The following is a 23,162-nucleotide window of genomic DNA, read 5'->3' as shown; positions in this document are numbered from 1 at the left end:
ACCATCGCGATGCATACGCGATATGTTCGTCTGCGGATATTCGATATCGAGGGCTCCGAGGGGGTGTCATGGCCGGGAAGCGTCGCAAGCTCGGCAATCCGCTGGCGCTCGCCGTCCTGGTGACCCTCTGGCAGAAGCCGATGCATCCGTACGAGATCGCCCAGACCCTGCGCCGCCAGGGAAAGGACACCAGCACGAAGATCAACTACGGCTCGCTCTACACGGTCGTGCAGAACCTCGAAAAGCACGGTTTCGTCGAGGTGACCGACGTGGAGCGGCAGGGCAACCGCCCCGAGCGCACGGTGTACGGGCTCACCGAGGCCGGCCGTGCGGAGATGACCGAGTGGTTGTCGGACCTCATGGCCGTCCCGGCGAAGGAGTACCCGATCTTCGCGAGCGCCCTGTCCCTCGTGGGCGCGCTGCACCCCGACGAGGTGGTGCGGCTGCTGGAGGAGCGGCTGGCGGCCCTGGAGTACCAGGCCGCGGCGGCGCGGGGAGGGCTGGAGAAGCTGTACGAGACGCTGCCGAGGCTCTTCCTCGTGGAGAGCGAGTACCAGTTGCACATGACCCTCGCGCAGGCGGAGTGGGTCCGCGGCTTCCTGGAGGAGATCAGGAACGGCTCACTGCCCGGCGTCGAAGCATGGCGGCACTTCCATGAAACCGGGGAGCCGCCCGCGGAACTCACCTGAGAACTCAGCTGAGAAGAACGACCCCGACGGGCTGTTGCAGCAGCTCCGCCGGGGTCTCGAACCCCGAGACGGACCCGCCGTGCGGCGGCTCCGGGCGATCGAGGTGCGGCACACCCAGGATAGCCCGGCGCTCTCGCACGCGGATCTTCCACATCCGCTCAGTCAGGAGAGCAGTCGTCATGAACACCCGTGCGCCCGCGGTCGAGGCGCGTCAGCTGATCAAGACCTATCCCGCTGATGTCACCGCGCTCGGCGGCATGGACATCACCGTGGCACCCGGCACCGTCTTCGGACTGCTCGGCCCCAACGGCGCCGGCAAGTCCACCACCGTCAAGATCCTCACCACCCTGGCCCGCCCCGACTCCGGCACCGCCACGGTCGCCGGGCACGACGTGCTGCGCCACCCCGACCGGGTGCGCCGCGCGATCGGCGTGGTCGCCCAGCACTCCGGCGCCGACCCGGTCGCGACGGGCCGGGAGAACCTCCGACTCCAGGGCAGGCTCTACGGATTGCGCGGCAGCGCGCTGGAGCGCCGGGTGGACGAGCTGCTGGAGCGGTTCACCCTCGCCGACGCGGCGCGCCGCCCGGTCAAGGGCTACTCCGGTGGCATGCGCCGCCGCCTGGACGTGGCCCTCGGGCTGGTGCACCGGCCCGAGGTGCTCTTCCTCGACGAGCCGACCACGGGGCTGGACCCCGAGGCGCGCGCCGCGATGTGGGAGGAGGTCGGCCGGCTGGCCGGCGAGGAGGGACTGACGATCCTGCTCACCACCCACTATCTGGAGGAGGCCGACCGGCTCGCCGAGCGTGTCGCGATCGTGGACCGGGGGAGGGTCGTGGTCGAGGGCACCCCGGACGCCCTGAAGGGCGAACTGCGCGGGGACGCCGTCCACGTGGAGCTGCGCGAGCCGCTCGGCGAGGGTGGCCGCACCCTGCTCACGGCCGCCCTGACGGCCGTACCCGGCGTGCACGAGGTGCTGTGCGAGGGGCACCGGATCAGCGTGCGCGCCGACGACGGGGCGGCCTCGGTGCCCGCCCTGCTCGCCGCGCTGGACCGCGCCGGGGTGGGCGTCGCCTCGGCCACCGTCGCCCGGCCGTCGCTGGACGACGTCTACCTCCGGCACGCCGGCCGCCAGTACGCCGGGGCCGGGACCGGGGCCGACGCGCCGCTCGTGGGCCTCGCGGGAGGTGTGCGATGAGCACCGCCGTCACCCAGACCTGGTACATGACCCAGCGTCAGCTGCGGGTGTTCGCCCGGCAGCCCGCCTACGCGGTCATCACGCTGATCCAGCCGGTGATCTGGCTGTTCCTGTTCGGCAACCTCTTCAAGAAGGTCGTCCGGCTGGGCGGCTTCGGCACCGGCTCCTACCTGGACTACCTGGTGCCGGGCGTGGTCGTGATGAGCGCCCTCGGCGCCAACATGTGGGCCGGGATGGGCACGCTGGAGGAGATCCAGCGCGGCACCCTCGACCGCTTTCTGACCACCCCGGTCAGCCGGGCCGCGCTGATGAACGGCAACGTCGTCAACAACGGCCTGGTCACCGCGTTCCAGTCGGTGGTCATCGTGCTGCTCGGCCTGCTCGGCGGCGCGGACTACCCCGGCGGCGTCGGCGGCATCGCGATCCTCGTGCTCGCCTCCGTCCTGCTCGGCACGGTCTTCGGGGCGCTGTCCAACGCGCTCGGCATGATCGTGCGCGAACGGGAGTCCATCATCGGCATCAACACCTTCCTGCTGCTGCCGCTGACCTTCCTCTCCAGCGCCTTCATGGCACCGGCCCAGATGCCCGGCTGGATGCGGCACATCGCCGACTTCAACCCCGTCAACTGGGCCATGGTGGCGGGCCGTTCGGCGATGTCCGAGCACCCTCACTGGGGCGCCGTGCTCGGCCGGGGCGGCGCGCTGCTCGCCCTCGCGGTCGCGGCGGTGTGGCTGTCGATCCGTACCGTCCGCACCTACCAGCGGTCGGTGTGACGGTTTCCGGGAGCCGGCCGGTGTGAAGATGAAGGGCATGGCGCCCTACGATCTCGCGGACCGACTCGTCGTCGGTGTCGCCTCCAGCGCCCTGTTCGATCTACGGGAGTCGGACGCCGTCTTCCGCGAGCAGGGCGAGGAGGCCTACCGGGCCTACCAGGAAGCGCACGTGGACGACACGCTCCGGCCCGGCGTCGCGTTCGCGTTCATCCGCAGGCTGCTGTCGCTCAACGACCTCGGCGAGCCGGGCGATCCGCTCGTCGAGGTCATCATCCTCTCCCGCAACGACCCCGACACCGGGCTGCGCGTCATGCGCTCGATCCAGGCCCGTGAACTGCCCATCACCCGGGCCGTGTTCATGCAGGGAAGAGCCCCGTACGCGTTCGTCACCGCGCTGAACATGTCCCTGTTCCTGTCGGCGAACGGCGCCGACGTGCGCGAGGCGGTCGCCGCCGGACTGCCGGCCGGGCATGTGCTCGGATCGTCGTACGCGGACGACCCCGCGGACGGGGAGCTGCGGATCGCGTTCGACTTCGACGGGGTGCTCGCCGGCGACGCCGCCGAACAGATCTACCAGTCCGGCGGACTGGAGGAGTTCCGCGAGCACGAGACCCGCAACGCGGCGACCCCGCACGACCCGGGCCCGCTGCGCGACTTCCTGGCCGGCGTGAACCGGATACAGCGGCGGGAGGAGGAACGGCGCCGGACCGACCCGGACTCCCCGAGCCGGGTGCACGTCTCGCTCGTGACCGCGCGCGCCGCACCGGCGCACGAGCGGGCCGTACGGAGCCTGAAGCAGTGGGGCGTGCGGGTCAACGACGCCTTCTTCCTCGGCGGGATCGAGAAGGGCGCGGTCCTGAAGGTGCTCCGGCCGCACATCTTCTTCGACGACCAGGTGACCCACCTGGAGAGCACGTCACGGACCACGCCCAGCGTGCACATCCCGTTCGGCAGGCTCAACGGGACGGCACCCTGAGCGCGCGGGGCACTACGCGGCCGCCGCCGCGCCGCCCTCCTGCTCGGCCTCGATGCGGGCGTTCCAGTCGCGCTTGGAGGCCTGCCAGCCGTCCTCGTTGTGGCCGAGGCGCCAGTAGCCGGAGATCGACAGGTCCTCGCGCGGGATCTGCTTCTCGACCCGCAGCAGCCGGCGCAACTCCTTCACGAAGCCCGCCTCGCCGTGCACGAACGCGTGCAGCCGGCCCTCCGGGAAGTCCAGGCCCCGTACGGCCGCGACCAGGGCCTCACCGACCGGGCGGCCCCCGCGGTGCACCCAGACGACCGCCGCGTCGGAGTCGATCTTCTGCTCCTCCTCGGGGCCGGAGACCTCCACGAAGACATGCGCGCGGGAACCGGCGGGCAGCGACTCCAGGGCCCGGGCGATCGCGGGCAGCGCGCTCTCGTCACCGGCGAGCAGATGCCAGTCGGCCTCCGGGTCGGGGGCGTAGGCGCCGCCGGGGCCCGTGAAGCGCACCGTCTCGCCGGGCCGCACGCGGGCCGCCCAGGGGCCGGCCAGTCCCTCGTCGCCGTGGACGACGAAGTCCAGCGTCAGCTCCCGCAGTTCGGGGTCGAAGGCCCGCACGGTGTAGGTCCGGGTCACCGGCCACTGCTCCCGGGGGAACTCCTCGCGGATCCGCTCCAGGTCGAACGGCTCAGGGTAGGTCACGCCCGCGGGGCCGAACAGCAGCTTCACGTAGTGGTCGGTGCAGGTGTCCGCCGCGAAGTCGGCGAGGCCCTCGCCGCCGAGCACCACACGCTGCATGTGCGGGGTCAGCCGTTCGGTGCGCACCACCTGGGCGGTGCGGGGCTTGCGCGGCTTACGTCCCGGGCGCTCTGCCATCACGGACCTCCTGCGAATTGGTTAGGTTTACCTAAGTTAGCACCTCGCCCTGTGGTCACACCGCTCGTTCGGGAGCGCGATGAGCGCCCTTTGCCAGAAAATTTCGGTCAAGGTCACCGGGCCAGCGTCGTCAGCAGTCGCTGGAGGGAGCCGCCGAGCCCCCACCGCTCGGCCAGCCGCTCCAGCGCCTGCGGGTCGCGCGGGGCGTGCGGCAGCGCCGGGTCGACGTCGGGCAGCGGCACATCGGCGGCCACCCGCACCACCTTCGGCGCGACCGCGACGTACGGCCGGGCCTCGTCGAGCCGCTTGCGCTGCGACGGCGTGAGCTTCGCCCGCGGGTCGTCCAGCGCCGCCATGATCGCGTCCAGGTCGCCGAACTCGGCGAGCAGCTTGGCCGCCGTCTTCTCGCCGATACCGGCCACGCCGGGCAGACCGTCGCTCGGGTCGCCGCGCAGCAGGGCCAGATCCGCGTACCCCCGCCCGTCGACGCCGTACTTCTCGCGCAGCACGGCCTCGTCGGTCAGCTGGAGCGTGCCGACCCCCTTCAGCGGGTACAGCACCCGGATCCCGCGGGCGTCGTCCACCAGCTGGTACAGATCGCGGTCGCCGGTGACGATGTCCACCGGGCCCGCTGCGCGCGCCGTGAACGTGCCGATGACGTCGTCCGCCTCGTACTCCGCGACGCCGACCCGGGCGATCCCGATCGCGTCCAGGACGTGCTCGATGACCGGCACCTGCGGGGCCAGGGTGTCCGGCACCTCCTCGGTGTCCGGGCCCGCCTCGTGCTCCTCGGCGACCCGGTGCGCCTTGTACGTCGGGATCAGGTCCACCCGCCACTGCGGGCGCCAGTCGGCGTCCATGCAGGCCACGAGCTGATCCGGCCGGTGGTCCTTGACCAGCCGGTCGATGAAGTCGAGCAGTCCGCGCACGGCGTTCACCGGCGTGCCGTCGGGGGCCTTCACGGAGTCCGGGACGCCGAAGTAGGCGCGGAAGTAGAGCGATGCGGTGTCGAGGAGCATGAGTCGTCCGGTCACGCTTCGCATCATGCCGCACACCACTGACAGTCACCCCGAGCCGCACACCACCGGAGATCGCGATCATGTGAGGTGGCCCACTTAAAAGTTTGACCATCTCCTTACCGGGGAGGCGCGGCTTCTGTTCTGTCCCCGATCCGAGAGGTACGCGTGTCAGCCAGGCTTGAGGCGGAGCATCTGTTCAAGGTGTTCGGCAGACGACCGGACGAGGCGGTGGGGCGCCTGCGGCAGGGCGCCGACCGTGAGGAACTGCGCGGCGACGGCACCACGGCCGCCGTGATCGACGCGTCGTTCAGCGTCGGCGAGGGCGAGATCTTCGTCGTCATGGGTCTGTCGGGCTCCGGCAAGTCCACCCTGCTGCGCATGCTCAACGGGCTGCTGGAGCCGACCGCGGGCACCGTGCGCTACGACGGCCAGGACCTGACCGCGCTCACCGACCGCGCCCTGCGCGAGGTCCGCTCCAGGAAGATCAGCATGGTCTTCCAGCACTTCGCGCTCTTCCCGCACCGCAGCGTCCGCGACAACGCCGCCTACGGCCTGGAAGTGCAGGGCGTGCCCCGCGCCGAGCGCGAGCGCCGCGCCGACGAGGCGCTCGCCCTGTGCGGCCTGGCCGGCTGGGAGAAGTCCTGGCCCGACGAGCTGTCGGGCGGCATGCAACAGCGCGTGGGCCTCGCCCGCGCCCTCGCCACCGACGCCGACCTGCTGCTCATGGACGAGTCCTTCAGCGCCCTGGACCCGCTGATCCGCCGCGACATGCAGGACCAGCTCCTCGAACTGCAGAAGACCCTGAAGAAGACCATCGTCTTCATCACGCACGACCTCAACGAGGCGATGCGCCTCGGCGACCGCATCGCCGTGATGCGCGACGGCCGGATCGTGCAGACCGGCACCGCCGAGGACATCCTGCTGCGCCCCGCGAACGACTACGTCGCCTCCTTCATCCAGGACGTCGACCGCTCCCGCGTGCTGACCGCCGCCGCAGTCATGGACACCGACCTGCGCGGCGACGAGGCCGACTGCGCCTGCGAGACCGCGACGACCGACACGCCCTTCACCGAGCTGTGCGCCCTCAGCGCGCGCGTGCCCCACGCGGTCGCCGTCCTCGGCACGGACCGCCGCACCCTCGTCGGCGTCGTGCCCCGCCGGCGCCTCGTCGGCTTCCTCGGCGACGAGGACGCCGAGCCGACACCCTGCGAGAACGAAGGCGGCGACGAAGGCGACAAGGACGGGAAGAAGGTGATCAGCCGTGCCTAGGATCCACCTCGGCGACTGGGTCGACTCCGGCGTCAACTGGCTGGTCGACCACCTCTCCTGGCTCTTCGACGCCGTCAAGGCCGTCATGGAGGGCATGTACAGCGGCATCGACGCCGTCCTCGGCGCGCCCCAGCCGCTGCTCATGGCCGGCATCCTCGCCGTCCTCGCCTGGTGGCTGCGCGGCCTCGTCGCCGGCGTCCTCGCCTTCGCCGGATTCGCGCTGGTCGACTCGCTCCAGCTGTGGGACCAGGCCATGTCGACGCTCGCCCTCGTGCTCGTGGCGACCGTGCTCGCGCTCGTGATCTCCGTCCCGCTGGGCATCTGGGCCGCCCGCTCCAAGGCGGTCAGTGCGGCCCTGCGGCCCGTCCTGGACCTGCTCCAGACGATGCCGTCGATGGTCCTGCTGATCCCGGCCATGCTCTTCTTCGGCCTCGGCACCGCCGCCGGTGTCGTCGCCACCCTGATCTTCGCGCTCGCGCCCGGCGTCCGCATGACCGAGCTGGGCATCCGCCAGGTCGACGCCGACCTGGTCGAGGCCGCCGAGGCGTTCGGCACCACACCGCGCGACATCCTGTTCCGCGTCCAGCTGCCGCTCGCCCTGCCGACCGTCATGGCCGGCGTCAACCAGGTGATCATGCTGGGCCTGTCCATGGTCGTCATCGCCGGCATGGTCGGCACCGGCGGCCTCGGCGGCGCCGTCAACGAGGCCATCGGCCAGCTCGACATCGGCTACGGCTTCGAGGCGGGCGTCGGCATCGTCGTCCTCGCCATCTATCTCGACCGGATCACCGGCGCCCTCGGCACCCAGCTCTCCCCGCAGGGCCGCAGGGCCCTCGCCAAGGCCCCCACGCGCGCGTGGTCGTACCGCCCGCGCCCGGTCGTCGCCGTCGCCGGTGTGGTCGTCCTCGCCCTCGTCGCGGGCGGCCTCGGCATCTTCGGCCCCTCCTCCGGCTCCTCCGCGGAGGCCTCCGCCACGAACGTCGGCAAGGGCAGGCAGATCACGATCGGCTACATCCCCTGGGACGAGGGCGTCGCCTCCACCTTCCTCTGGAAGGAGATCCTGGAGGAACGCGGCTTCAAGGTCACCACCACCCAGTACGCCGCCGGCCCCCTCTACACCGGCCTCGCCACCGGCCAGCTCGACTTCGAGACCGACTCCTGGCTGCCCACGACGCACGCCGAGTACTGGAAGAAGTACGGCAAGCAGCTCGACGACCTCGGCTCCTGGTTCGGCCCCACCTCCCTGGAGCTGACCGTCCCCTCGTACGTGAAGGACGTGAACTCGCTGGCGGACCTCAAGGCCCACGCCGCCGAGTTCGGCGGGAAGATCGTCGGCATCGAGCCCAGCGCGGGCGAGATGAGCCTGCTCAAGAGCAAGGTCCTGAAGGCGTACGGCCTCGACGGCACCTACCAGGTGATCGACGGCTCCACCCCGGCCATGCTCGCCGAGCTGAAGCGCGCCTACGCCCGGAAGCAGCCGGTCGTCGTCACCCTGTGGTCCCCGCACTGGGCCTACAGCGACTACGACCTGAAGAAGCTGAAGGACCCGCAGGGCGCCTGGGGCAAGGGCGACGGCGTGCACACCCTGACCCGCAAGGGCTTCACCCGGGACAACCCCGAGGTCGGGAAGTGGCTGAAGAACTTCTCGATGACCGAGAAGCAGCTCACGAGCCTGGAGTCGCAGGTCCAGCAGGCGGGCAAGGGCAAGGAGCAGGACGCCGTGCGCTCCTGGCTGCGCGCCCACCCCGGCCTGGTCGACAGGTGGGCCCCGGTCGCCGAGCAGGGGGCCGGGAGCCGGGCGGCCGGGTGACCTGACCGGTCCGGACCGCCCACGTGAGGGGCGGGGCCCGCCGTACGCCGTCGAGCGTCCGGCGGGGCCCGCCCCTCGCGCATGCGCGGGGGCACGCGCGTACGAGAAGGATCCGGCCAATCACGGAAGGTGACGTCCCTGGGCCCGGGCCGGCGCCCCCGACCCAGCTCGTCGGCATATTCACCATGGGCCGGGGCACCTCCGCGACCGGCCGGGAGAACCCGACAAACTGGCGTGAACCGTAAGGGCGGGGGTGTGCGGACCGGACAGGGATGTGGCAGGCGCGTGAAACGGTTTGCCGAACATGCGTAGGGTGCAGAGAAGTCATCAGAAGAGTCCGCGGCACGACGAGCGAGGGAGGGAGCCGGAGCGATGGGCGACCACAAAGAGCAACAGCCCGTGCGGGTGGGCGCGGCCGTCCGGCGACGCCGCCGCTCGCTGGAACTGACCCTCGCCGCCGTGGCCGAGCGCAGCGGCCTGTCCGTGCCCTTCCTCAGCCAGGTCGAGAACGACCGGGCCCGCCCGAGCCGCACCTCCCTGGAGAAGCTGGCCGACGCCCTGCGCACCACCGCCGTCGAACTCCTCGCCGCCGCCGACCCCGCCGCCAGCGTGGACGTCGTGCGCGCCGAGCCGGCCACCGAGGGCGACTTCGAGCCCCGCACCCGCGCCCTGGTCCGCGGCCACCACCAGCTGCACGCCTCCGAGATCACCGGCGACCACGAGGCGGGCCGCGAGTTCCAGCACCGCAACGACGAGCTGATGTACGTCGCCGACGGCGCGGTGGAGATCGAGGCCGAGGGCCGCGCGTACCGCCTCGGCCGCGGCGACACCCTCTACCTGACCGGTGGGGTACGGCACCGCTGGCGGGCCACGGTGCCGGACACCCGGGTGATCGTGGTGGCGGTGGCGGAACACATCGAGGCCATGCAGGACCGGCCCCGTTGACGAGGGTCGTCTCCCTCGTCCCGTCCCTCACCGAAGCGGTCGCCGCGACCCTGCCCGGCGTCCTCGTCGGCGCCACCGACTGGTGCGTCCGGCCGGCCGGCCTGGACGTCACCCGGATCGGCGGTACGAAGAACCCCCGCCTCGACCGGATCATCGCCCTCGCCCCCGACCTGGTGATCGCCAACGAGGAGGAGAACCGCGCCCCCGACCTCGACGCCCTGCGCGCGGCCGGCCTGGACGTGCTGGTCACCGAGGTGCGCGCGGTGCCGCAGGCCTTCGCGGAGCTGGCCCGGGTGCTCGCCGCGTGCGGTGCGCCCACGCGCCCGCGCTGGCTGGCGGAGGCGGAGACGGCCTGGAGCGCGCTGCCGGAGCCGGCCCGGCGCAGGACCGCCGTCGTACCGGTCTGGCGCCGGCCCTGGATGGTCCTCGGCCGGGACACCTTCGCGGGCGACGTCCTGACCCGGCTCGGCGTGGACCACGTCCACGCCGGTCACCCGGACCGCTATCCCCGCGTCCCCCTGGCGGAGGTGCGCGCGGCGGCCCCGGACCTGGTGGTGCTGCCCGACGAGCCCTACCGCTTCACCGCCGACGACGGCCCGGAGGCCTTCCCCGGCCTGCCCTGCGCCCTGGTCAGCGGACGGCACCTGACGTGGTACGGCCCGTCGCTGGCCGAAGCGCCACGGGTGCTGGGCGAGGCGCTGCGAGCAACTCACCGCTGAGCAGGCCGCGTACGGTCCCGGCGACGGCGGCCAGCCAGGCGGTGACCAGCACGGCGTACAGGCACACGGCGAGGGCGTCGTAGAACGCGAGGCCCGTGTGCCGGTCGAGCACCGCGGCGCCGGTGACACACGTGCCCACCGGGAAGGTGAACGCCCACCAGGTCATCGCGAACCCCATGCCCCGGCGCCGGGCCCGCGCCACATGCGCGACCGAGAGCGCCAGCCACAGCAGCGCGAAGCCCATCACAGGCACCCCGTAGAGCACGGAGAGGACGTCGAGACCGCGGTCGTAGGGGGCCGGTACGACGCCGGGAGCCGCGTCCGCGATCTTGCCGACCGCGGTCGTGGACTGCCCGAGCGGGCCCAGGACCAGGAACAGGGTCGGGGTCAGCGCGAGCGGCAGCGGGTCCGGGCCGATCACCCGGGCGAAGACGAGCGGCAGCATCACCAGCGTCGCGAACAGGCTCAGCCCGAACATCGCGAAGCAGGCCAGGAGCAGGGTCTCCCGGGGCTGCCCCGGCGGCAGGTGGGGCACGAGCAGCGGACCGAGCGCGGCCGACACCATCGGCGCGACCAGCGGCAGCAGCCACACCGGGGTCGCCTGCGCGGGCTCGACGCGATGGCGTACGGCCATCAGGTACGGCACGGCCACGGCCGCCACGAGCCCGACCGCCGTACCGGCCGTGAACAGCGCGGTGTCCAGCGCCACGGCCGTCCGCGTGCCGATCAGCGGCTGTCCGGCGGTCATGGCACCGCCGCCGACCGCCAGCAGCCCCATGGCCAGACAGCCGTAGAAGGGCGCCATGCCGGGGTCGAGCAGATGCGCCCGGGCCTGGTCGCGGTGGCGGGTCCAGTGCAGGGCGCGGGCCGCCAGCAGGGCCGTCAGCGCGAGCAGGGACAGCGCCCAGACTCCCGCGAGCACACCGCTGCGCACCGCCCCGTGGCCGGGCAGCGCGACGCCGGCCGAGCCGACGATGGCGGTGCCCATGACGGCGGCGTACCAGTTCGGGCCGAGGTGCCTCAGACGGGCGGCGGGCAGGGGGGAGGGGGCGGACGAGGGATGGGCTGCGGTGACCATGACCCCACCGTCCCGCTGGGATCCGCCCCTGACCAGGGAGTTCCTTGCTATGAGGGCATAAGCTGGTCTTATGAGCGAGGTGTCTTATGGCTGAGGCGGAGGGGCGGCACGAGCGCACGGCGTCCCTGGCGCACCGGGTGCCGGACCTGGCCGCGCTGGAACTGCTGCTGGCGGTGGCCCGGCTGGGCAGTCTCGGCGCGGCGGCACGCGAGGTCGGCATCACCCAGCCCGCCGCCAGCAGCCGGATCCGCTCCATGGAACGGCAGCTGGGGGTGGCCCTGGTCGACCGCTCGCCGCGCGGCTCCCGGCTCACCGACGCCGGGGCCCTCGTGACGGACTGGGCCCGCCGGGTGGTGGAGGCGGCGGCCGCCTTCGACGCGGGCGCGCGGGCGCTGCGGGACCGACGGGACTCACGCCTCAGGGTCGCGGCGAGCATGACCATCGCCGAGTACCTGCTGCCCGGCTGGCTCCTCGCCCTGCACGCCGAACGCCCCGACACGGCCGTCTCGTTGCTCGCGGGCAACTCCACGAAGGTGGCGGAACTGCTGCTGTCCGGCGAGGCGGACCTCGGCTTCGTGGAGGGGCTGACGGTGCAGAGCGGCCTGGACGCGACGGTCATCGCCCGCGACCGGCTGATCGTCGTCACGGCCCCCGGCCACCCCTGGGCCCGCCGCCGGCGCCCGCTCACGGCACGGGAGCTGGCCGAGACCCCGCTGATCCTGCGCGAGCGGGGCTCCGGCACCCGGCAGGTCCTCGACGCGGCACTCGGCGGCCTCGCCCGCCCCCTGATCGAGCTGTCCTCCACCACGGCGGTCAAGGCGTCGGCGGTCAGCGGAGCGGGCCCCTCGGTCCTCAGCGAGCTGGTGGTGGGGGAGGAGCTGGCGATGCGGCGACTGGTCAGCATTCCGGTGGAGGGAGTCTCGTTGCAGCGGGATCTGCGGGCGGTCTGGCCGACGGGCCACCGACCGACGGGCCCCGCACGGGAGTTGCTGTCGCTGACGCGGGGGTGAGGGGGCGGCGCCCCGAAGGGGTGCGGGGAACCGCGCGGCGGGCAAAACCCTTGGCCTGCCGCCCCACCCGCCCGGCAGCATGACCCGCATGACCCTCACCGCCCCGCCCGCCACCGGCGTCCGCACCCCCTGGGAAGAGCTCCCGGCCTCGGTCCGGCGCGCCGTCGGCGAGACGCTCGGCGCACCGGTCGTGCGCGCCGAGACGCAGTACGGCGGCTTCTCGCCCGGCGTCGCCGCGCGCGTGCGCACCGCCGCGGGCGGCACGGGCTTCGTCAAGGCGGTGAGTGCGGAGGCCAACCCGCACAGCCCCGGCCTGCACCGCAGGGAGGCCCGTGTCGCCGCCGCGCTTCCGGCCGCCGTGCCCGCACCCCGGCTGCTCGGGACGTACGACGACGGCACCTGGGTGGCGCTGGTCTTCGAGGAGGTGGAGGGCCGCCAGCCGCACGTGCCCTGGCGGCCGGACGAGCTGCGCCGGGTGCTCGACGCCGTGACCGTGCTCGCCCGCACCGGCACCCCGTGCCCGCTCGACGTCCCGCCCGTCGCCGAGGACCTGGCGGAGGCCTTCAGCGGCTGGCGCCGGCTCCTGGACGGCGAGGCCGGCGGCGTCGACGACGTGCGCGACCGGCTCGGCGCGTGGACCGCCGACCGCCTGCCCGAGCTCGCCGCGCTGGAGGCCCGCTGGCCCGAGGGCGCCTCGGGGGACACCCTGGTCCATGCCGACCTGCGCGCGGACAACGTGCTGCTCACGGCCGACGGGGAAGTGGCCTTCGTGGACTGGCCGCACGCGATGCGCGCCGCGCCCTGGTTCGACCTGCTCGTCATGCTGCCGTGCGTGCGGGCGCAGGGCGGCCCCGATCCCGAGGAGCTGTTCACCGCGCATCCGCTGGGCCGGGCCGCCGACCCGGACGCCGTGACCGCCGCACTCGCCGCTCTCACGGGCTTCTTCCTGCGCAGCTCCCTGAACCCGTCCCCGCCCGGCCTGCCCACGCTGCGCCCCTTCCAGCGCGCCCAGGGGGACGCGGCGGCGGCCTGGCTCAGGCGGCGGCTGCCGCTGTGACGAGGGCCCGCATCACCCGCGGGTCCTCGTCCATCTCCGGGTGCCACTGCACCCCGAGCACCCACCCGTCGGCCGACGGCAGTTCCAGTGCCTCGACCGTGCCGTCCGTCGCGTACGCCGAGGCGACCAGGCCCCGGCCGAGCCGGTCGACGGCCTGGTGGTGGTAGGTAGGTACGGCGGTCTCCTCCGCGACGATGCCGGCGTAGCGCGTGCCGGGTACCGGCTTGACCGGATGGCGGCCGAAGACGCCGACCGCCTCCGTGTGCCCGTCGAGATGCTGGACGAGCGTGCCGCCGAGGGCGACGTTCAGCAGCTGCATGCCCCGGCAGATCCCGAGCAGCGGCACGCCCGCCGCCAGCGCCGCGTCGATCAGCGCCAGCTCCCAGGCGTCCCGCTCCGGAGCGGGCGGCCCCGTGCGCGGCGAGCGCTCGGCGCCGTAGCGGGCGGGGTCCACGTCCGGGCCGCCGGCGACGACCAGCCCGTCCACCCGGGCCACCGCCTCCGCCGCGCGCGCGGGCGCGTCCGGCGGCAGCATGCAGGCCAGTCCGCCGGCCCGCTGCACCAGCCGCGGATAACCGGCCGCCAGCAGCACCGCGTCCAGCTCCCACACGCCCCAGCGCGCCCCGGACTCCAGATACGTGCTGATCCCGATCAGCGGTCGTACGGTCGCCATACCGCCCTCCCTGGACGCTAAAGGTTCACTGACACACCTTTACACCAGCTGTCGCTACGCCAGGAAGCCCCGCAGCAGCGCGGCCGTCCCGGCGCAGTGCTCGCGCATCATCTCCCGAGCCCCGTCCGCGTCCCCGTCCAGCACCGCCTCCACCAGCGCGGTGTGCTGCCGCTGGGAGTGCTCCAGGTTGCGCACCAGCAGCGGGATGCAGTCGAGCAGGTCGTTGACCGTGGCCCGCACCGCCGCGTACTGCGCCGTCAGGGAGGGGGAGCCGCACAGTTCGGCCAGCGTGAGGTGCAGCAGCGTGTCCAGGCGCCGGTAGTCGGCGAGCGGGGCGTCGTGCGTGCGCGCCAGCGCCTCGCGCAGCCGGTCCGCCTGCTCCCGTGCCAGCCCGTGCGCCGCGCACAGGCCGGCCGCGCCCACCTCCAGCACCTCGCGGAAGCGCAGCACGTCCTCGATGTCGACCTCGGTGATCCGCCGCCGCAGTTCGTCCTCGCCGCCGGCGTCCGCACGGGGCAGCACGAACGTTCCGCCGTACCGGCCGCGCCGCGCCTCCACCAGTCCCTGGTCCTGGAGCACCTTCAGCACCTCGCGCAGCGTCACCCGGCTGATCCCGAGCCGCTCCGCCAGCTCCCGCTCGGCCGGCAGCCGCTCCCCGCCCGGCACCAGGCCGAGCCGCACGACCTGGAGGATCTGCTCCAGCGCCTCCTCGAAGCCGTTGCCCGCCCGCACCGGCCGCAGTACCGGAGCGAGCCGGTCGCCCACCCCCTGCGCGTCACTCTCCCAGGACATCCGGCCGTACCCCCTTCCCAAGCAATGGTTTCGAGCAATACCTTATGGCTCTTGGCCCGGCCGAAAAAGCGCGAAGGCGCCGCTCTCGAACGCGAAGGCGCCGAAGGAGGCTCTCCCGTGGCAGACCGCACACCCCCGCTCAGTGTCGAGGAACTGCACGCCCTCGTCGCGAGCGGTGAGATCGACACTGTCGTCCTGGCCTTCCCCGACATGCAAGGGCGGCTCCAGGGCAAGCGGTTCGCCGCCCGCTTCTTCCTCGACGAGGTCCTGCACCACGGCACCGAGGGCTGCAACTACCTCCTCGCCGTCGACACCGAGATGAACACCGTCGACGGCTACGCGATGTCCTCCTGGGAGCGCGGCTACGGCGACTTCGCCATGCGCCCCGACCTCACCACCCTGCGCCGCATCCCCTGGCACCCCGGCACCGCCCTGCTCGTCGCCGACCTCGCCTGGAACGACGCCTCCCCGGTCGTCGCCGCGCCCCGCCAGATCCTGCGCCGCCAGCTGGACCGGCTCGCCGACCTCGGCTACACCGCACAGGTCGGCACCGAGCTGGAGTTCATCGTCTTCAAGGACAGCTACGAGGCGGCCTGGGACGCGGGCTACCAGGGGCTCACCCCGGTCAACCAGTACAACGTCGACTACTCCATCCTCGGCACCGGCCGCGTCGAACCCCTGCTGCGCCGGCTGCGCAACGACATGGCGGGCGCGGGCCTCACCGTCGAGTCCGCCAAGGGCGAGTGCAACCCCGGCCAGCACGAGATCGCCTTCCGCTACGACGAGGCCCTCGTCACCTGCGACCAGCACGCCCTCTACAAGACGGGCGCCAAGGAGATCGCCGCCCAGGAGGGCGTCTCGCTCACCTTCATGGCCAAGTACAACGAGCGCGAGGGCAACTCCTGCCACATCCACCTCTCGCTCGCCGACGCGGACGGGAACAGCGCCATGGCCGACGGCGACGGCATGTCCGACGTCATGCGGCACTTCCTCGCCGGACAGCTCGCCGCCCTGCGCGAGTTCTCGCTCCTGTACGCCCCGAACATCAACTCCTACAAGCGGTTCCAGCCGGGCTCCTTCGCCCCCACCGCCGTCGCCTGGGGCCACGACAACCGCACCTGCGCGCTGCGTGTGGTCGGGCACGGCCGCTCGCTGCGCTTCGAGAACCGTCTGCCCGGCGGGGACGTCAACCCCTACCTCGCCGTCGCCGGACTCGTCGCGGCCGGCCTGTACGGCATCGAGCAGAAGCTGGAACTGCCCGAGCCCTGCCCCGGCAACGCCTACACCGCGGACTTCGAGCACGTCCCGACCACCCTGCGCGAGGCGGCCGAGCTGTGGGAGAACAGCCCGATCGCCAAGGCCGCCTTCGGCGACGAGGTCGTGGCCCACTACCGCAACATGGCGCGCGTCGAGCTGGCGGCCTTCGACGCCGCGGTCACCGACTGGGAGCTGCGCCGCTCCTTCGAACGCCTGTGAACCAGACTGTGAAAGGGCAATTCGTGTCTGATGCGGACGAGTTGAAGGTCCTCAACCCCGCCACGGAAGAGGTCGTCGCCACCGTCGCCGCCGCGAGCGAACAGGACGTGGCCGCCGCCGTCGTACGGGCCGTACGCGCCCAGACCCGGTGGGCCGCCCTCGCCCCCGCCGACCGGGCCCGGCTGCTGCGCCGCTTCGCGGACGTGGTCGACGCCCACACCGAGGAACTGGCCCGGCTGGAGGTCCGCGAGGCCGGTCACACGGTCGGCAACGCCCGCTGGGAGGCCGGCAACGCCCGTGACCTGCTGCTGTACGCGGCCGGCGGCGCCGAACGCCTCCTCGGCAAGCAGATCCCGGTCCCCGGCGGCTGGAACGTCACCTTCCAGGAGCCGCTCGGCGTCATCGGCGTCATCGCCCCCTGGAACTTCCCGATGCCGATCGCCGCCTGGGGCTCCTTCCCCGCGCTCGCGGCCGGCAACGCGGTCGTCCTCAAACCCGCCGAGACCACTCCGCTGACGGCCCTGCGACTGGCCGAACTGGCCCTGGAGGCGGGCCTGCCCGAGCACGTCTTCCAGGTGCTGCCCGGCCACGGCCACACCGCCGGACGCGCCCTGGTGGACCACCCGGACGTCGCCAAGATCGTGTTCACCGGCTCCAGCCGCACCGGCCGCGAGGTCATGGAGCGCTGCGCGAGGCTCGTCAAGCCGGTCACCCTCGAACTCGGCGGCAAGAGCCCGAACATCGTCTTCGCCGACGCCGACCTCACCACCGCCCTCGACCCGTTCTCCTTCCTCGACAACTCCGGCCAGGACTGCTGCGCCCGCACCCGCATCCTCGTCCAGGAGGCGGTGCTGGAGGAGGCCCGGGAGTTCCTCGCCGACGCGCTGGCCGCCGTGGTCGTGGGCGACCCCGCCGACGAGAAGACCCAGATGGGCCCGCTGATCTCCCGTCAGCAGCTGGAGCGCGTACGGTCGTACGTCCGTGACGACGCGCCCGCCCTGCGCGGCAGCGCCCCCGACGGCCCCGGCTTCTGGTTCCCGCCCACCGTCCTCACCGGTGAACGGCACGACAGCGAAGCCGCGCGCGAGGAGATCTTCGGCCCGGTCGCCGTCCTGCTGCCCTTCACCGACGAGGCCGACGCGATCCGCCTCGCCAACGACAGCCCCTACGGCCTGTCCGGCTCCCTGTGGACCCGGGACCTCGGCCGCGCCCTGCGCGTGTCCCAGGCCGTCCGCGCGGGCAACCTGTCCGTCAACTCCCACTCCAGCGTCCGCTATTGGACCCCGTTCGGCGGCTACAAGCAGTCCGGCCTCGGCCGTGAACTCGGCCCCGACGCCCTGACCGCCTTCACCGAGACCAAGAACGTCTTCATCAGCACGGAGGGCCCCGCACAGTGACCGCAGAATCTGTTTGCCGCCGCCTGGTCGGCCGTACCGCCGTCGTCACCGGAGCCGGCAGCGGCATCGGCCTCGCCACCGCCCGCCGGCTCGCCTCCGAGGGCGCCCACGTCGTCTGCGCGGACGTCGACGAGGTCCGCGGCAAGGCCGTCGCCGACGAGGTGGGCGGACTCTTCGTGAAGACCGACGTCACCGACCCCGAGCAGGTCGAGGCGCTGTTCAAGACCGCGTACGACACCTACGGCAGCGTCGACGTCGCCTTCAACAACGCGGGCATCTCCCCGCCCGACGACGACTCCATCCTGGAGACCGGCCTGGAGGCCTGGAAGCGCGTCCAGGAGGTCAACCTCACCTCCGTCTACCTGTGCTGCAAGGCCGCCATCCCCTACATGCGCGAGCAGCGCAGGGGCTCCATCATCAACACCGCGTCCTTCGTGGCGAGGATGGGCGCGGCGACGTCGCAGATCTCGTACACCGCCTCCAAGGGCGGCGTCCTCGCCATGTCCCGGGAGCTCGGCGTGCAGTTCGCGCGGGAGGGGATCCGGGTGAACGCCCTCTGCCCCGGCCCCGTCAACACCCCGCTGCTGCAGGAGCTGTTCGCGAAGGACCCGGAGCGGGCGGCCCGCCGCCTCGTCCACATCCCGCTCGGCCGGTTCGCCGAGGCCGAGGAGATCGCCGCCGCCGTCGCCTTCCTGGCCAGCGACGACTCCTCCTTCGTCAACGCCACCGACTTCCTGGTGGACGGCGGTATCGCGGGCGCGTACGTCACGCCGGTGTAGTGACCGCTCGTCAGAGGAAGGTGTGCCCTTCGCCCCGGTAGGTGGGCACGGTCGCCGTGACCGTGTCCCCCTCGATCAGCCGCAGGGCCGCGAACCGCTCGCACAGCTCGCCCGCCTTGGCGTGCCGGAACCACACCTTGTCGCCGATGAGCAGATCGTCGGCGGGCGAGCCGAGCAGCGGGGTCTGCACCTCGCCGGGGCCCTCCTGCGGGTCGTACACCAGCCCCTCCGGCAGATACGGCACCGGCAGCCGGTCGGGGCCCGCGGCGCCCGAGGCGGGATAGCCGCCGCCGAGCACGGTGACGACCCCGACGCCCGGCCGCCGCACGACGGGCTGGGCGAACAGGGCGGCCGGACGGCCGGTGAACGACGTGTAGTTGTCGAAGAGCCGCGGCACGTACAGCCCCGAACCGGCCGCAATCTCGGTCACGGCGTCCTCGGCCGCGGTGTGCTGCACACTGCCCGTGCCGCCGCCGTTGACGAACTCCAGACCGGGCACGACGGCCCGTACCGCGCGTACGACCGCGGCCCGGCGCTCGGCCAGTTCCCGGCGGGCCGCCGCCTGCATCAGCCGCACGGCGCGGGACCGCAGCGGCCGTCCGGCCAGGGAGTCGCCGACCCCGGCGATGTGACCCTCGTACGCCATGATCCCCACCAGCCGGAACCCCGGCCGCCGGGCCACCGAACGGGCCATGTCGGCGAGTTGGCCGGGGGCGTGCAGCGGAGAGCGCCGGGCGCCGACCCGCACCCGGCCGCCCAGCAGCTTCAGCGAGGTGTCCAACTCCAGGCAGACCCGGACCACTTCGCGCCCCCCGTCCCGGGCGGCGTCGATGAGGTCGAGCTGGGCGACGTCGTCCACCATCACGGTGACGGCACCGGCGAGCTTGGGATCGGCGGCAAGTTCGGCGAAGCCGGTCCGGTCGGCGGAGGGATACGCCAGCAGGATGTCGTCGAACCCGGAGCGCGCGAGCCACAGCGACTCGGCCAGGGTGAACGACATGATGCCCCGGAAGCCGTCCCTGGCCAGGACCCGTTCGAGCAGGGCCCGGCAGCGAACCGACTTGCTGGCGACCCGGACCGGCTTCCCGGCGGCCCGGCGGACCAGATCCTCCGCGTTGGCGTCGAAGGCGTCCAGGTCCACGATCGCGAGGGGGGCGTCGAGATGGGCGGTGGCCCGGTCGTAACGGGCCCGGTCAGCGGCGAGCGCAGTCATGACGGAAGCCTGCCAGACAGGATTACCGCAGGGTAGGGGGACGTTCCGGGCAGATGCCCCCGGCGCGTGTACTGGTTCTCCTTCTCTCAGGGACAACCCGTAGAGTGACGCGCACGTACGGCGGAACACGCCCGGCCGCTTCACCTGAACCGGGATGCCGGTCCAGCCGTACGGGTATGCGTGCCCGGACGGAGCTGTGCGCACCGGGTGCGGCCGAGGAGTGGAACGGCCCGCGTACGCGACGACGGCCCGGGCACGAGGAAACGGGGGGTGCATGAGCACGGAAGCGCGCCGCGCCCCGGTGCCGCCACGACCGTCGACCCCGCCCGGTCACTCCTCTCCGCAGGGACTGTCCGCTCCCGCTTCCCCGCAGGCACTGCCCGGCGCGCCGGCACCTTCCGCACCGCCGCGGCCTTCCGCCGCGCCGAGTCCGCAGGACGCGTTCACGTCGCCGCGGTCGTCCTCCGCGGCGAGTCCGGCCGCGCCGCCCGCCCCCTCGAACCCGCCGCGCCCGCCGGGTGCGGGAGCGCCGGGAGGGGCCCCGGCTCCGCCGCGTCCGGCGGCCACGACCCGTCCGGCGGGTTCCGCCGGCGCGCCCCGCCCCGCCGGCCCGGCCCGGCCGCAGACCCCGGCACGACCGTCGGCCGCACCCGGCCGCCCGGTCGGCACCGGACCCGTGCGGCCGGCCGACAGTGCCCCGGCCGACGACCCCGACGACGAGCCCTCCGTCTTCACACCGCGCGCCGGCCGGCCGTCCGGCGGGGACTTCGCGCGCGAGGAGCAGACCACCGGCGCCGGGGCGAAGCCGGTCGTGCCCGAGGGCGCCGATCCCGTGAGCCCGCCGCCACCGCCCGCCTCGGCCCGGTTCCCCGACGCACCGCCGCGCCCGGGGCGCCAGGGCCGCCAGCGGCCCGGGCAGACCGGGCAGGGGTCCCGTCGGCCGGTGGCCCCCGCCGAGACCGCGTCGGAGACGACGACCCGGCTCCGCCCGGTACCCGCGTCCGAACCCACGGCACCGGGACGGGGATCCACGGCTCCGGGACCGGCGGCTCCGGACTCCAAGGACCCCAAGGTCCCGGAACCCACGGCGGCGGAGACCACGACCCGGCTCCGGCCGATTCCCGCGCCGGTCCCCGGTTTCCCGAAGCCGCCGCGCGCCGGAGCCGCCGCCGCGCCCGCGTCCGCGCAGGCGTCCGCGTCCGCGCAGGCGTCCGCGTCCGCCGCAGCGGCCGGTGCGCGCCGTACCGGGGCCGGTTCCGGTACGACGGGCGGCTGGAGCCCCCTGGAGCCCGCCCACCCCGCCGGTCCGCTCCCGCGCGTCGCCGTACCGGACCCGGCGCTGTCCTGGAGCGCCGGCGCGGCCGCGCGCCCCGTCGTGTCGTTCGGGCGGCCCGAGGCCTTCAGCGAGCCGTCCCGGCTCCGGGCGGGCCGGCGCACGGCCGTCGCCGCCACCTGTCTCGTGCTCGGGCTCGGCCTCATCGGCGGTGCCGCGGCCGGGAGTTGGCTCACCGGCGGCGGCGGGACCGACACCGCCGCCGACCACTTCACCACCACCGCCGCGCTCTGGCACAACGTGCCCGTCGACCAGCTCTTCCCGCCCACCGTCCAGGGCACCGGAGCCGGACCCGGCGGCGCCGACCGCACCTGGACCAGGATCGCCGTGGCCCCGGACAGCGGCTGCGCCCACGCCTTCGACCCGCTGCTCCGGAAGGTCCTCGCCCCGGTCGGCTGCCGCCGGCTGCTGCGCGCCACCTACACCGACGCCACACAGAGCTACGTCACCACCGTCGGCCTGCTCTTCACCGACGCCGACCCCGCCGCCATGTCCGCGCTCGCCGCCCGCTTCCGCACCGAGCACCTGGACCGGCGCACCGACCTGCTGCCCCGGCCGTACGCCCCCGCGGGCACCGTCGCGGCCGGCTTCGGCGACAAGCAGCGCGCCTCCTGGACCGTCTCCGTCCTCACCGACGCCCCCGTCGTCGCCTACGCCGTCTCCGGCTGGGCCGACGGCCGTGCGGCCGACGCGCCCCAGCCCGCCGCCGACGCCGTCAGCCCGACCGCCACCACCGCACCCGCCCAGGCCGGTCTCGGCAACGAGGCCCAGGGCCTGGCCGAGCGCATCGAACGCCGCCTGCGCCAGCACATCGGCACGGCCACGGAGAACCCTTCATGAGGCGCTCGACCCTCGGCACGAGCCGATCGGGAACCTCCGCGCGGCGCCCGATACGGGCCCGCCGCGCCGCGCCCCCCGCCGCGGCCGCCGTGAGCCTGCTGCTCGCCGGCGCCCTCGCCGTGCTGCCGGCCGGCGCGGCCCACGCCGACGGCATCCGCGCCCAGCAGTGGGGCCTCGACGCCCTGCACCTGGACGAGGCCTGGCAGACCACCAAGGGCAAGGGGGTCACCGTCGCCGTCCTGGACACCGGTGTCGAGGCCGACCACCCCGACCTCGTCGGCAACGTCCTGCCCGGCCAGGACATGATCGGCTTCGGCGCCAGGCAGGGCGACCGCACCTGGGCCCGGCACGGCACCGCCATGGCCGGCATCATCGCCGGGCACGGACACGGACCCGGCGATTCCGCCGGCGTCATGGGCGTCGCCCCCGAGGCGAAGATCCTGCCCGTCCGGGTGATCCTGGAGGACGGCGACCCCGCCCGCACCAAGGCCCGCACCACCCGGGGCAACGCCCTCGCCGACGGCATCCGCTGGGCCGCCGACCACGGCGCCGACGTCATCAACCTCTCCCTCGGCGACGACTCGAACTCCGCGCACCCCGAACCGAGCGAGGACGAGGCCGTGCAGTACGCCCTGAAGAAGGGCGTGGTCGTCGTCGCCTCCGCGGGCAACGGCGGGGAGAAGGGCGACCACATCTCCTACCCGGCCGCCTACCCAGGCGTCATCGTCGCGACCGCCGTCGACCGCTACGGCACCCGCGCCGCCTTCTCCACCCGCCGCTGGTACGCCGCGGTCAGCGCGCCCGGCGTGAGCGTGGTCATCGCCGACCCCGACCACAAGTACTACGAGGGCTGGGGCACCTCGGCCGCCTCCGCGTTCGTCTCCGGCGCGGCGGCCCTGATCAAGGCCGCCCACCCCGATCTGGCCCCGGCCCAGATCAAGAAGCTCCTGGAGGACACCGCGGAGGACGCGCCGGTCGGCGGCCGCGACGACTCCCGCGGCTTCGGCATGATCGACCCGGCCGCCGCGCTGAAGGCGGCGGACCGGATCCAGCCCGAGAGCCTGCGCGTGACGGCGTACGGCAAGAAGTACTTCGGGGCCGGCCCGGACGCCCCCAAGGCCACCTCCTCGGCCGCCGACTGGGCGGGCCCGCTGGCCGGCAGCACCGGCGGGGTGCTGCTGGTGGCGGGCGTCGTGGTCCTGTGGCTGGGGCGCAGGCGGACGGCCTGAGGGCGTCCGGGGGAAAACGTCAAGTGCC

At 73.5% G+C, this 23,162-nt stretch carries 21 protein-coding genes; 15 read left to right on the top strand and 6 right to left on the bottom strand.

Annotation, left to right across the window (positions count from 1 at the left end; all coding sequences use genetic code 11):
• Window positions 1-68 precede the first annotated feature (68 nt).
• The 4 genes from ACZ4MF_RS26565 (at window position 69) to ACZ4MF_RS26550 (ending at window position 3,634) form a co-directional block, all read left to right on the top strand.
• Entirely contained in the window at window positions 69-689 is a 621-nt protein-coding gene (locus ACZ4MF_RS26565) for a PadR family transcriptional regulator (protein ID WP_467494427.1), read from the top strand.
• 179 nt (window positions 690-868) lie between these two features.
• Window positions 869-1,885 (top strand): ATP-binding cassette domain-containing protein, encoded by a 1,017-nt coding sequence (locus ACZ4MF_RS26560; RefSeq protein ID WP_467494426.1) that lies wholly within the window; start codon window positions 869-871, stop codon window positions 1,883-1,885.
• Window positions 1,882-2,658 (top strand): ABC transporter permease, encoded by a 777-nt coding sequence (locus ACZ4MF_RS26555; RefSeq protein ID WP_467494425.1) that lies wholly within the window; start codon window positions 1,882-1,884, stop codon window positions 2,656-2,658. The genes ACZ4MF_RS26560 and ACZ4MF_RS26555 overlap by 4 nt, the downstream gene beginning before the upstream one ends.
• A 37-nt stretch (window positions 2,659-2,695) precedes the next feature.
• Complete coding sequence (locus ACZ4MF_RS26550) at window positions 2,696-3,634, top strand: 5'-nucleotidase (RefSeq protein ID WP_467494424.1); 939 nt, start codon at window positions 2,696-2,698, stop codon at window positions 3,632-3,634.
• Between the two features lie 12 nt (window positions 3,635-3,646).
• On the opposite strand, the gene ACZ4MF_RS26545 is transcribed toward ACZ4MF_RS26550, so the two are convergent.
• Window positions 3,647-4,495, bottom strand: a complete 849-nt coding sequence (locus ACZ4MF_RS26545) for a siderophore-interacting protein (protein ID WP_467494423.1) — start codon at window positions 4,493-4,495, stop codon at window positions 3,647-3,649.
• A gap of 113 nt (window positions 4,496-4,608) precedes the next feature.
• A complete protein-coding gene (locus ACZ4MF_RS26540; protein WP_467494560.1) occupies window positions 4,609-5,538 on the bottom strand; it encodes a 5'-3' exonuclease in 930 nt (309 codons plus the stop codon).
• Between the two features lie 141 nt (window positions 5,539-5,679).
• Between ACZ4MF_RS26540 and ACZ4MF_RS26535 the strand changes: the two genes are divergently transcribed.
• From ACZ4MF_RS26535 to ACZ4MF_RS26520, 4 genes are all read left to right on the top strand, one after another.
• Window positions 5,680-6,783: a quaternary amine ABC transporter ATP-binding protein gene (locus ACZ4MF_RS26535; protein ID WP_467494422.1), complete on the top strand. Its 1,104-nt coding sequence runs from the start codon at window positions 5,680-5,682 to the stop codon at window positions 6,781-6,783.
• Window positions 6,776-8,593, top strand: coding sequence for an ABC transporter permease/substrate binding protein (locus tag ACZ4MF_RS26530; protein WP_467494421.1), 1,818 nt, complete (start codon window positions 6,776-6,778; stop codon window positions 8,591-8,593). The genes ACZ4MF_RS26535 and ACZ4MF_RS26530 overlap by 8 nt, the downstream gene beginning before the upstream one ends.
• 372 nt (window positions 8,594-8,965) lie before the next feature.
• Window positions 8,966-9,538: a helix-turn-helix domain-containing protein gene (locus ACZ4MF_RS26525; RefSeq protein ID WP_467494420.1), complete on the top strand. Its 573-nt coding sequence runs from the start codon at window positions 8,966-8,968 to the stop codon at window positions 9,536-9,538.
• Entirely contained in the window at window positions 9,535-10,257 is a 723-nt protein-coding gene (locus ACZ4MF_RS26520) for a helical backbone metal receptor (RefSeq protein WP_467494419.1), read from the top strand. Before ACZ4MF_RS26525 ends, ACZ4MF_RS26520 begins: the two co-directional genes overlap by 4 nt.
• Here ACZ4MF_RS26520 and ACZ4MF_RS26515 read toward each other — a convergent pair.
• Window positions 10,169-11,335: a TDT family transporter gene (locus ACZ4MF_RS26515; RefSeq protein ID WP_467494418.1), complete on the bottom strand. Its 1,167-nt coding sequence runs from the start codon at window positions 11,333-11,335 to the stop codon at window positions 10,169-10,171. The two genes, ACZ4MF_RS26520 and ACZ4MF_RS26515, sit on opposite strands and share 89 nt — an antisense overlap.
• Window positions 11,336-11,421: 86 nt before the next feature.
• Here ACZ4MF_RS26515 and ACZ4MF_RS26510 point away from each other — a divergent pair, with 86 nt between their 5' ends.
• The gene (locus tag ACZ4MF_RS26510; RefSeq protein ID WP_467494417.1) at window positions 11,422-12,345 is read left to right on the top strand and encodes a LysR family transcriptional regulator; all 924 of its coding nucleotides are present in this window, start codon (window positions 11,422-11,424) and stop codon (window positions 12,343-12,345) included.
• A gap of 88 nt (window positions 12,346-12,433) precedes the next feature.
• The gene (locus ACZ4MF_RS26505) at window positions 12,434-13,402 is read left to right on the top strand and encodes an aminoglycoside phosphotransferase family protein (protein WP_467494416.1); all 969 of its coding nucleotides are present in this window, start codon (window positions 12,434-12,436) and stop codon (window positions 13,400-13,402) included.
• Here ACZ4MF_RS26505 and ACZ4MF_RS26500 read toward each other — a convergent pair.
• Together ACZ4MF_RS26500 and ACZ4MF_RS26495 are read right to left on the bottom strand one after the other, a co-directional pair.
• Window positions 13,380-14,075 carry a gamma-glutamyl-gamma-aminobutyrate hydrolase family protein gene (locus ACZ4MF_RS26500; protein ID WP_467494415.1) on the bottom strand — a complete coding sequence of 232 codons (696 nt, stop codon included), beginning with the start codon at window positions 14,073-14,075 and terminating at the stop codon, window positions 13,380-13,382. The genes ACZ4MF_RS26505 and ACZ4MF_RS26500 overlap by 23 nt on opposite strands.
• A gap of 54 nt (window positions 14,076-14,129) precedes the next feature.
• Window positions 14,130-14,867, bottom strand: coding sequence for a FadR/GntR family transcriptional regulator (locus tag ACZ4MF_RS26495; RefSeq protein ID WP_467494414.1), 738 nt, complete (start codon window positions 14,865-14,867; stop codon window positions 14,130-14,132).
• A gap of 117 nt (window positions 14,868-14,984) precedes the next feature.
• Here ACZ4MF_RS26495 and ACZ4MF_RS26490 point away from each other — a divergent pair, with 117 nt between their 5' ends.
• From ACZ4MF_RS26490 to ACZ4MF_RS26480, 3 genes are read left to right on the top strand one after another with little or no spacing between them, the layout of a single operon-like run.
• Window positions 14,985-16,343 (top strand): glutamine synthetase family protein, encoded by a 1,359-nt coding sequence (locus tag ACZ4MF_RS26490; protein WP_467494413.1) that lies wholly within the window; start codon window positions 14,985-14,987, stop codon window positions 16,341-16,343.
• A gap of 23 nt (window positions 16,344-16,366) precedes the next feature.
• Window positions 16,367-17,740: an aldehyde dehydrogenase family protein gene (locus ACZ4MF_RS26485; RefSeq protein WP_362819240.1), complete on the top strand. Its 1,374-nt coding sequence runs from the start codon at window positions 16,367-16,369 to the stop codon at window positions 17,738-17,740.
• Window positions 17,737-18,519, top strand: coding sequence for a 3-oxoacyl-ACP reductase (locus ACZ4MF_RS26480; RefSeq protein WP_356022194.1), 783 nt, complete (start codon window positions 17,737-17,739; stop codon window positions 18,517-18,519). The genes ACZ4MF_RS26485 and ACZ4MF_RS26480 overlap by 4 nt, the downstream gene beginning before the upstream one ends.
• A 10-nt stretch (window positions 18,520-18,529) precedes the next feature.
• Here the strand turns inward: ACZ4MF_RS26480 and ACZ4MF_RS26475 are convergent, their stop codons facing one another.
• On the bottom strand, window positions 18,530-19,732 hold the full coding sequence (locus ACZ4MF_RS26475; RefSeq protein ID WP_467494412.1) for an amino acid deaminase/aldolase: 1,203 nt from the start codon (window positions 19,730-19,732) through the stop codon (window positions 18,530-18,532).
• A gap of 676 nt (window positions 19,733-20,408) precedes the next feature.
• Here ACZ4MF_RS26475 and ACZ4MF_RS26470 point away from each other — a divergent pair.
• Both ACZ4MF_RS26470 and mycP read left to right on the top strand, forming a co-directional pair.
• Window positions 20,409-21,905: a hypothetical protein gene (locus ACZ4MF_RS26470; RefSeq protein ID WP_467494411.1), complete on the top strand. Its 1,497-nt coding sequence runs from the start codon at window positions 20,409-20,411 to the stop codon at window positions 21,903-21,905.
• Complete coding sequence (gene mycP, locus ACZ4MF_RS26465) at window positions 21,902-23,134, top strand: type VII secretion-associated serine protease mycosin (RefSeq protein ID WP_467494410.1); 1,233 nt, start codon at window positions 21,902-21,904, stop codon at window positions 23,132-23,134. Before ACZ4MF_RS26470 ends, mycP begins: the two co-directional genes overlap by 4 nt.
• Window positions 23,135-23,162: the final 28 nt, after the last annotated feature.

Source organism: Streptomyces sp. NPDC025793, assembly GCF_055558375.1.
Note: the sequence above shows the minus strand (reverse complement) of the source record. Positions and strands in the feature narration are given on the sequence as shown.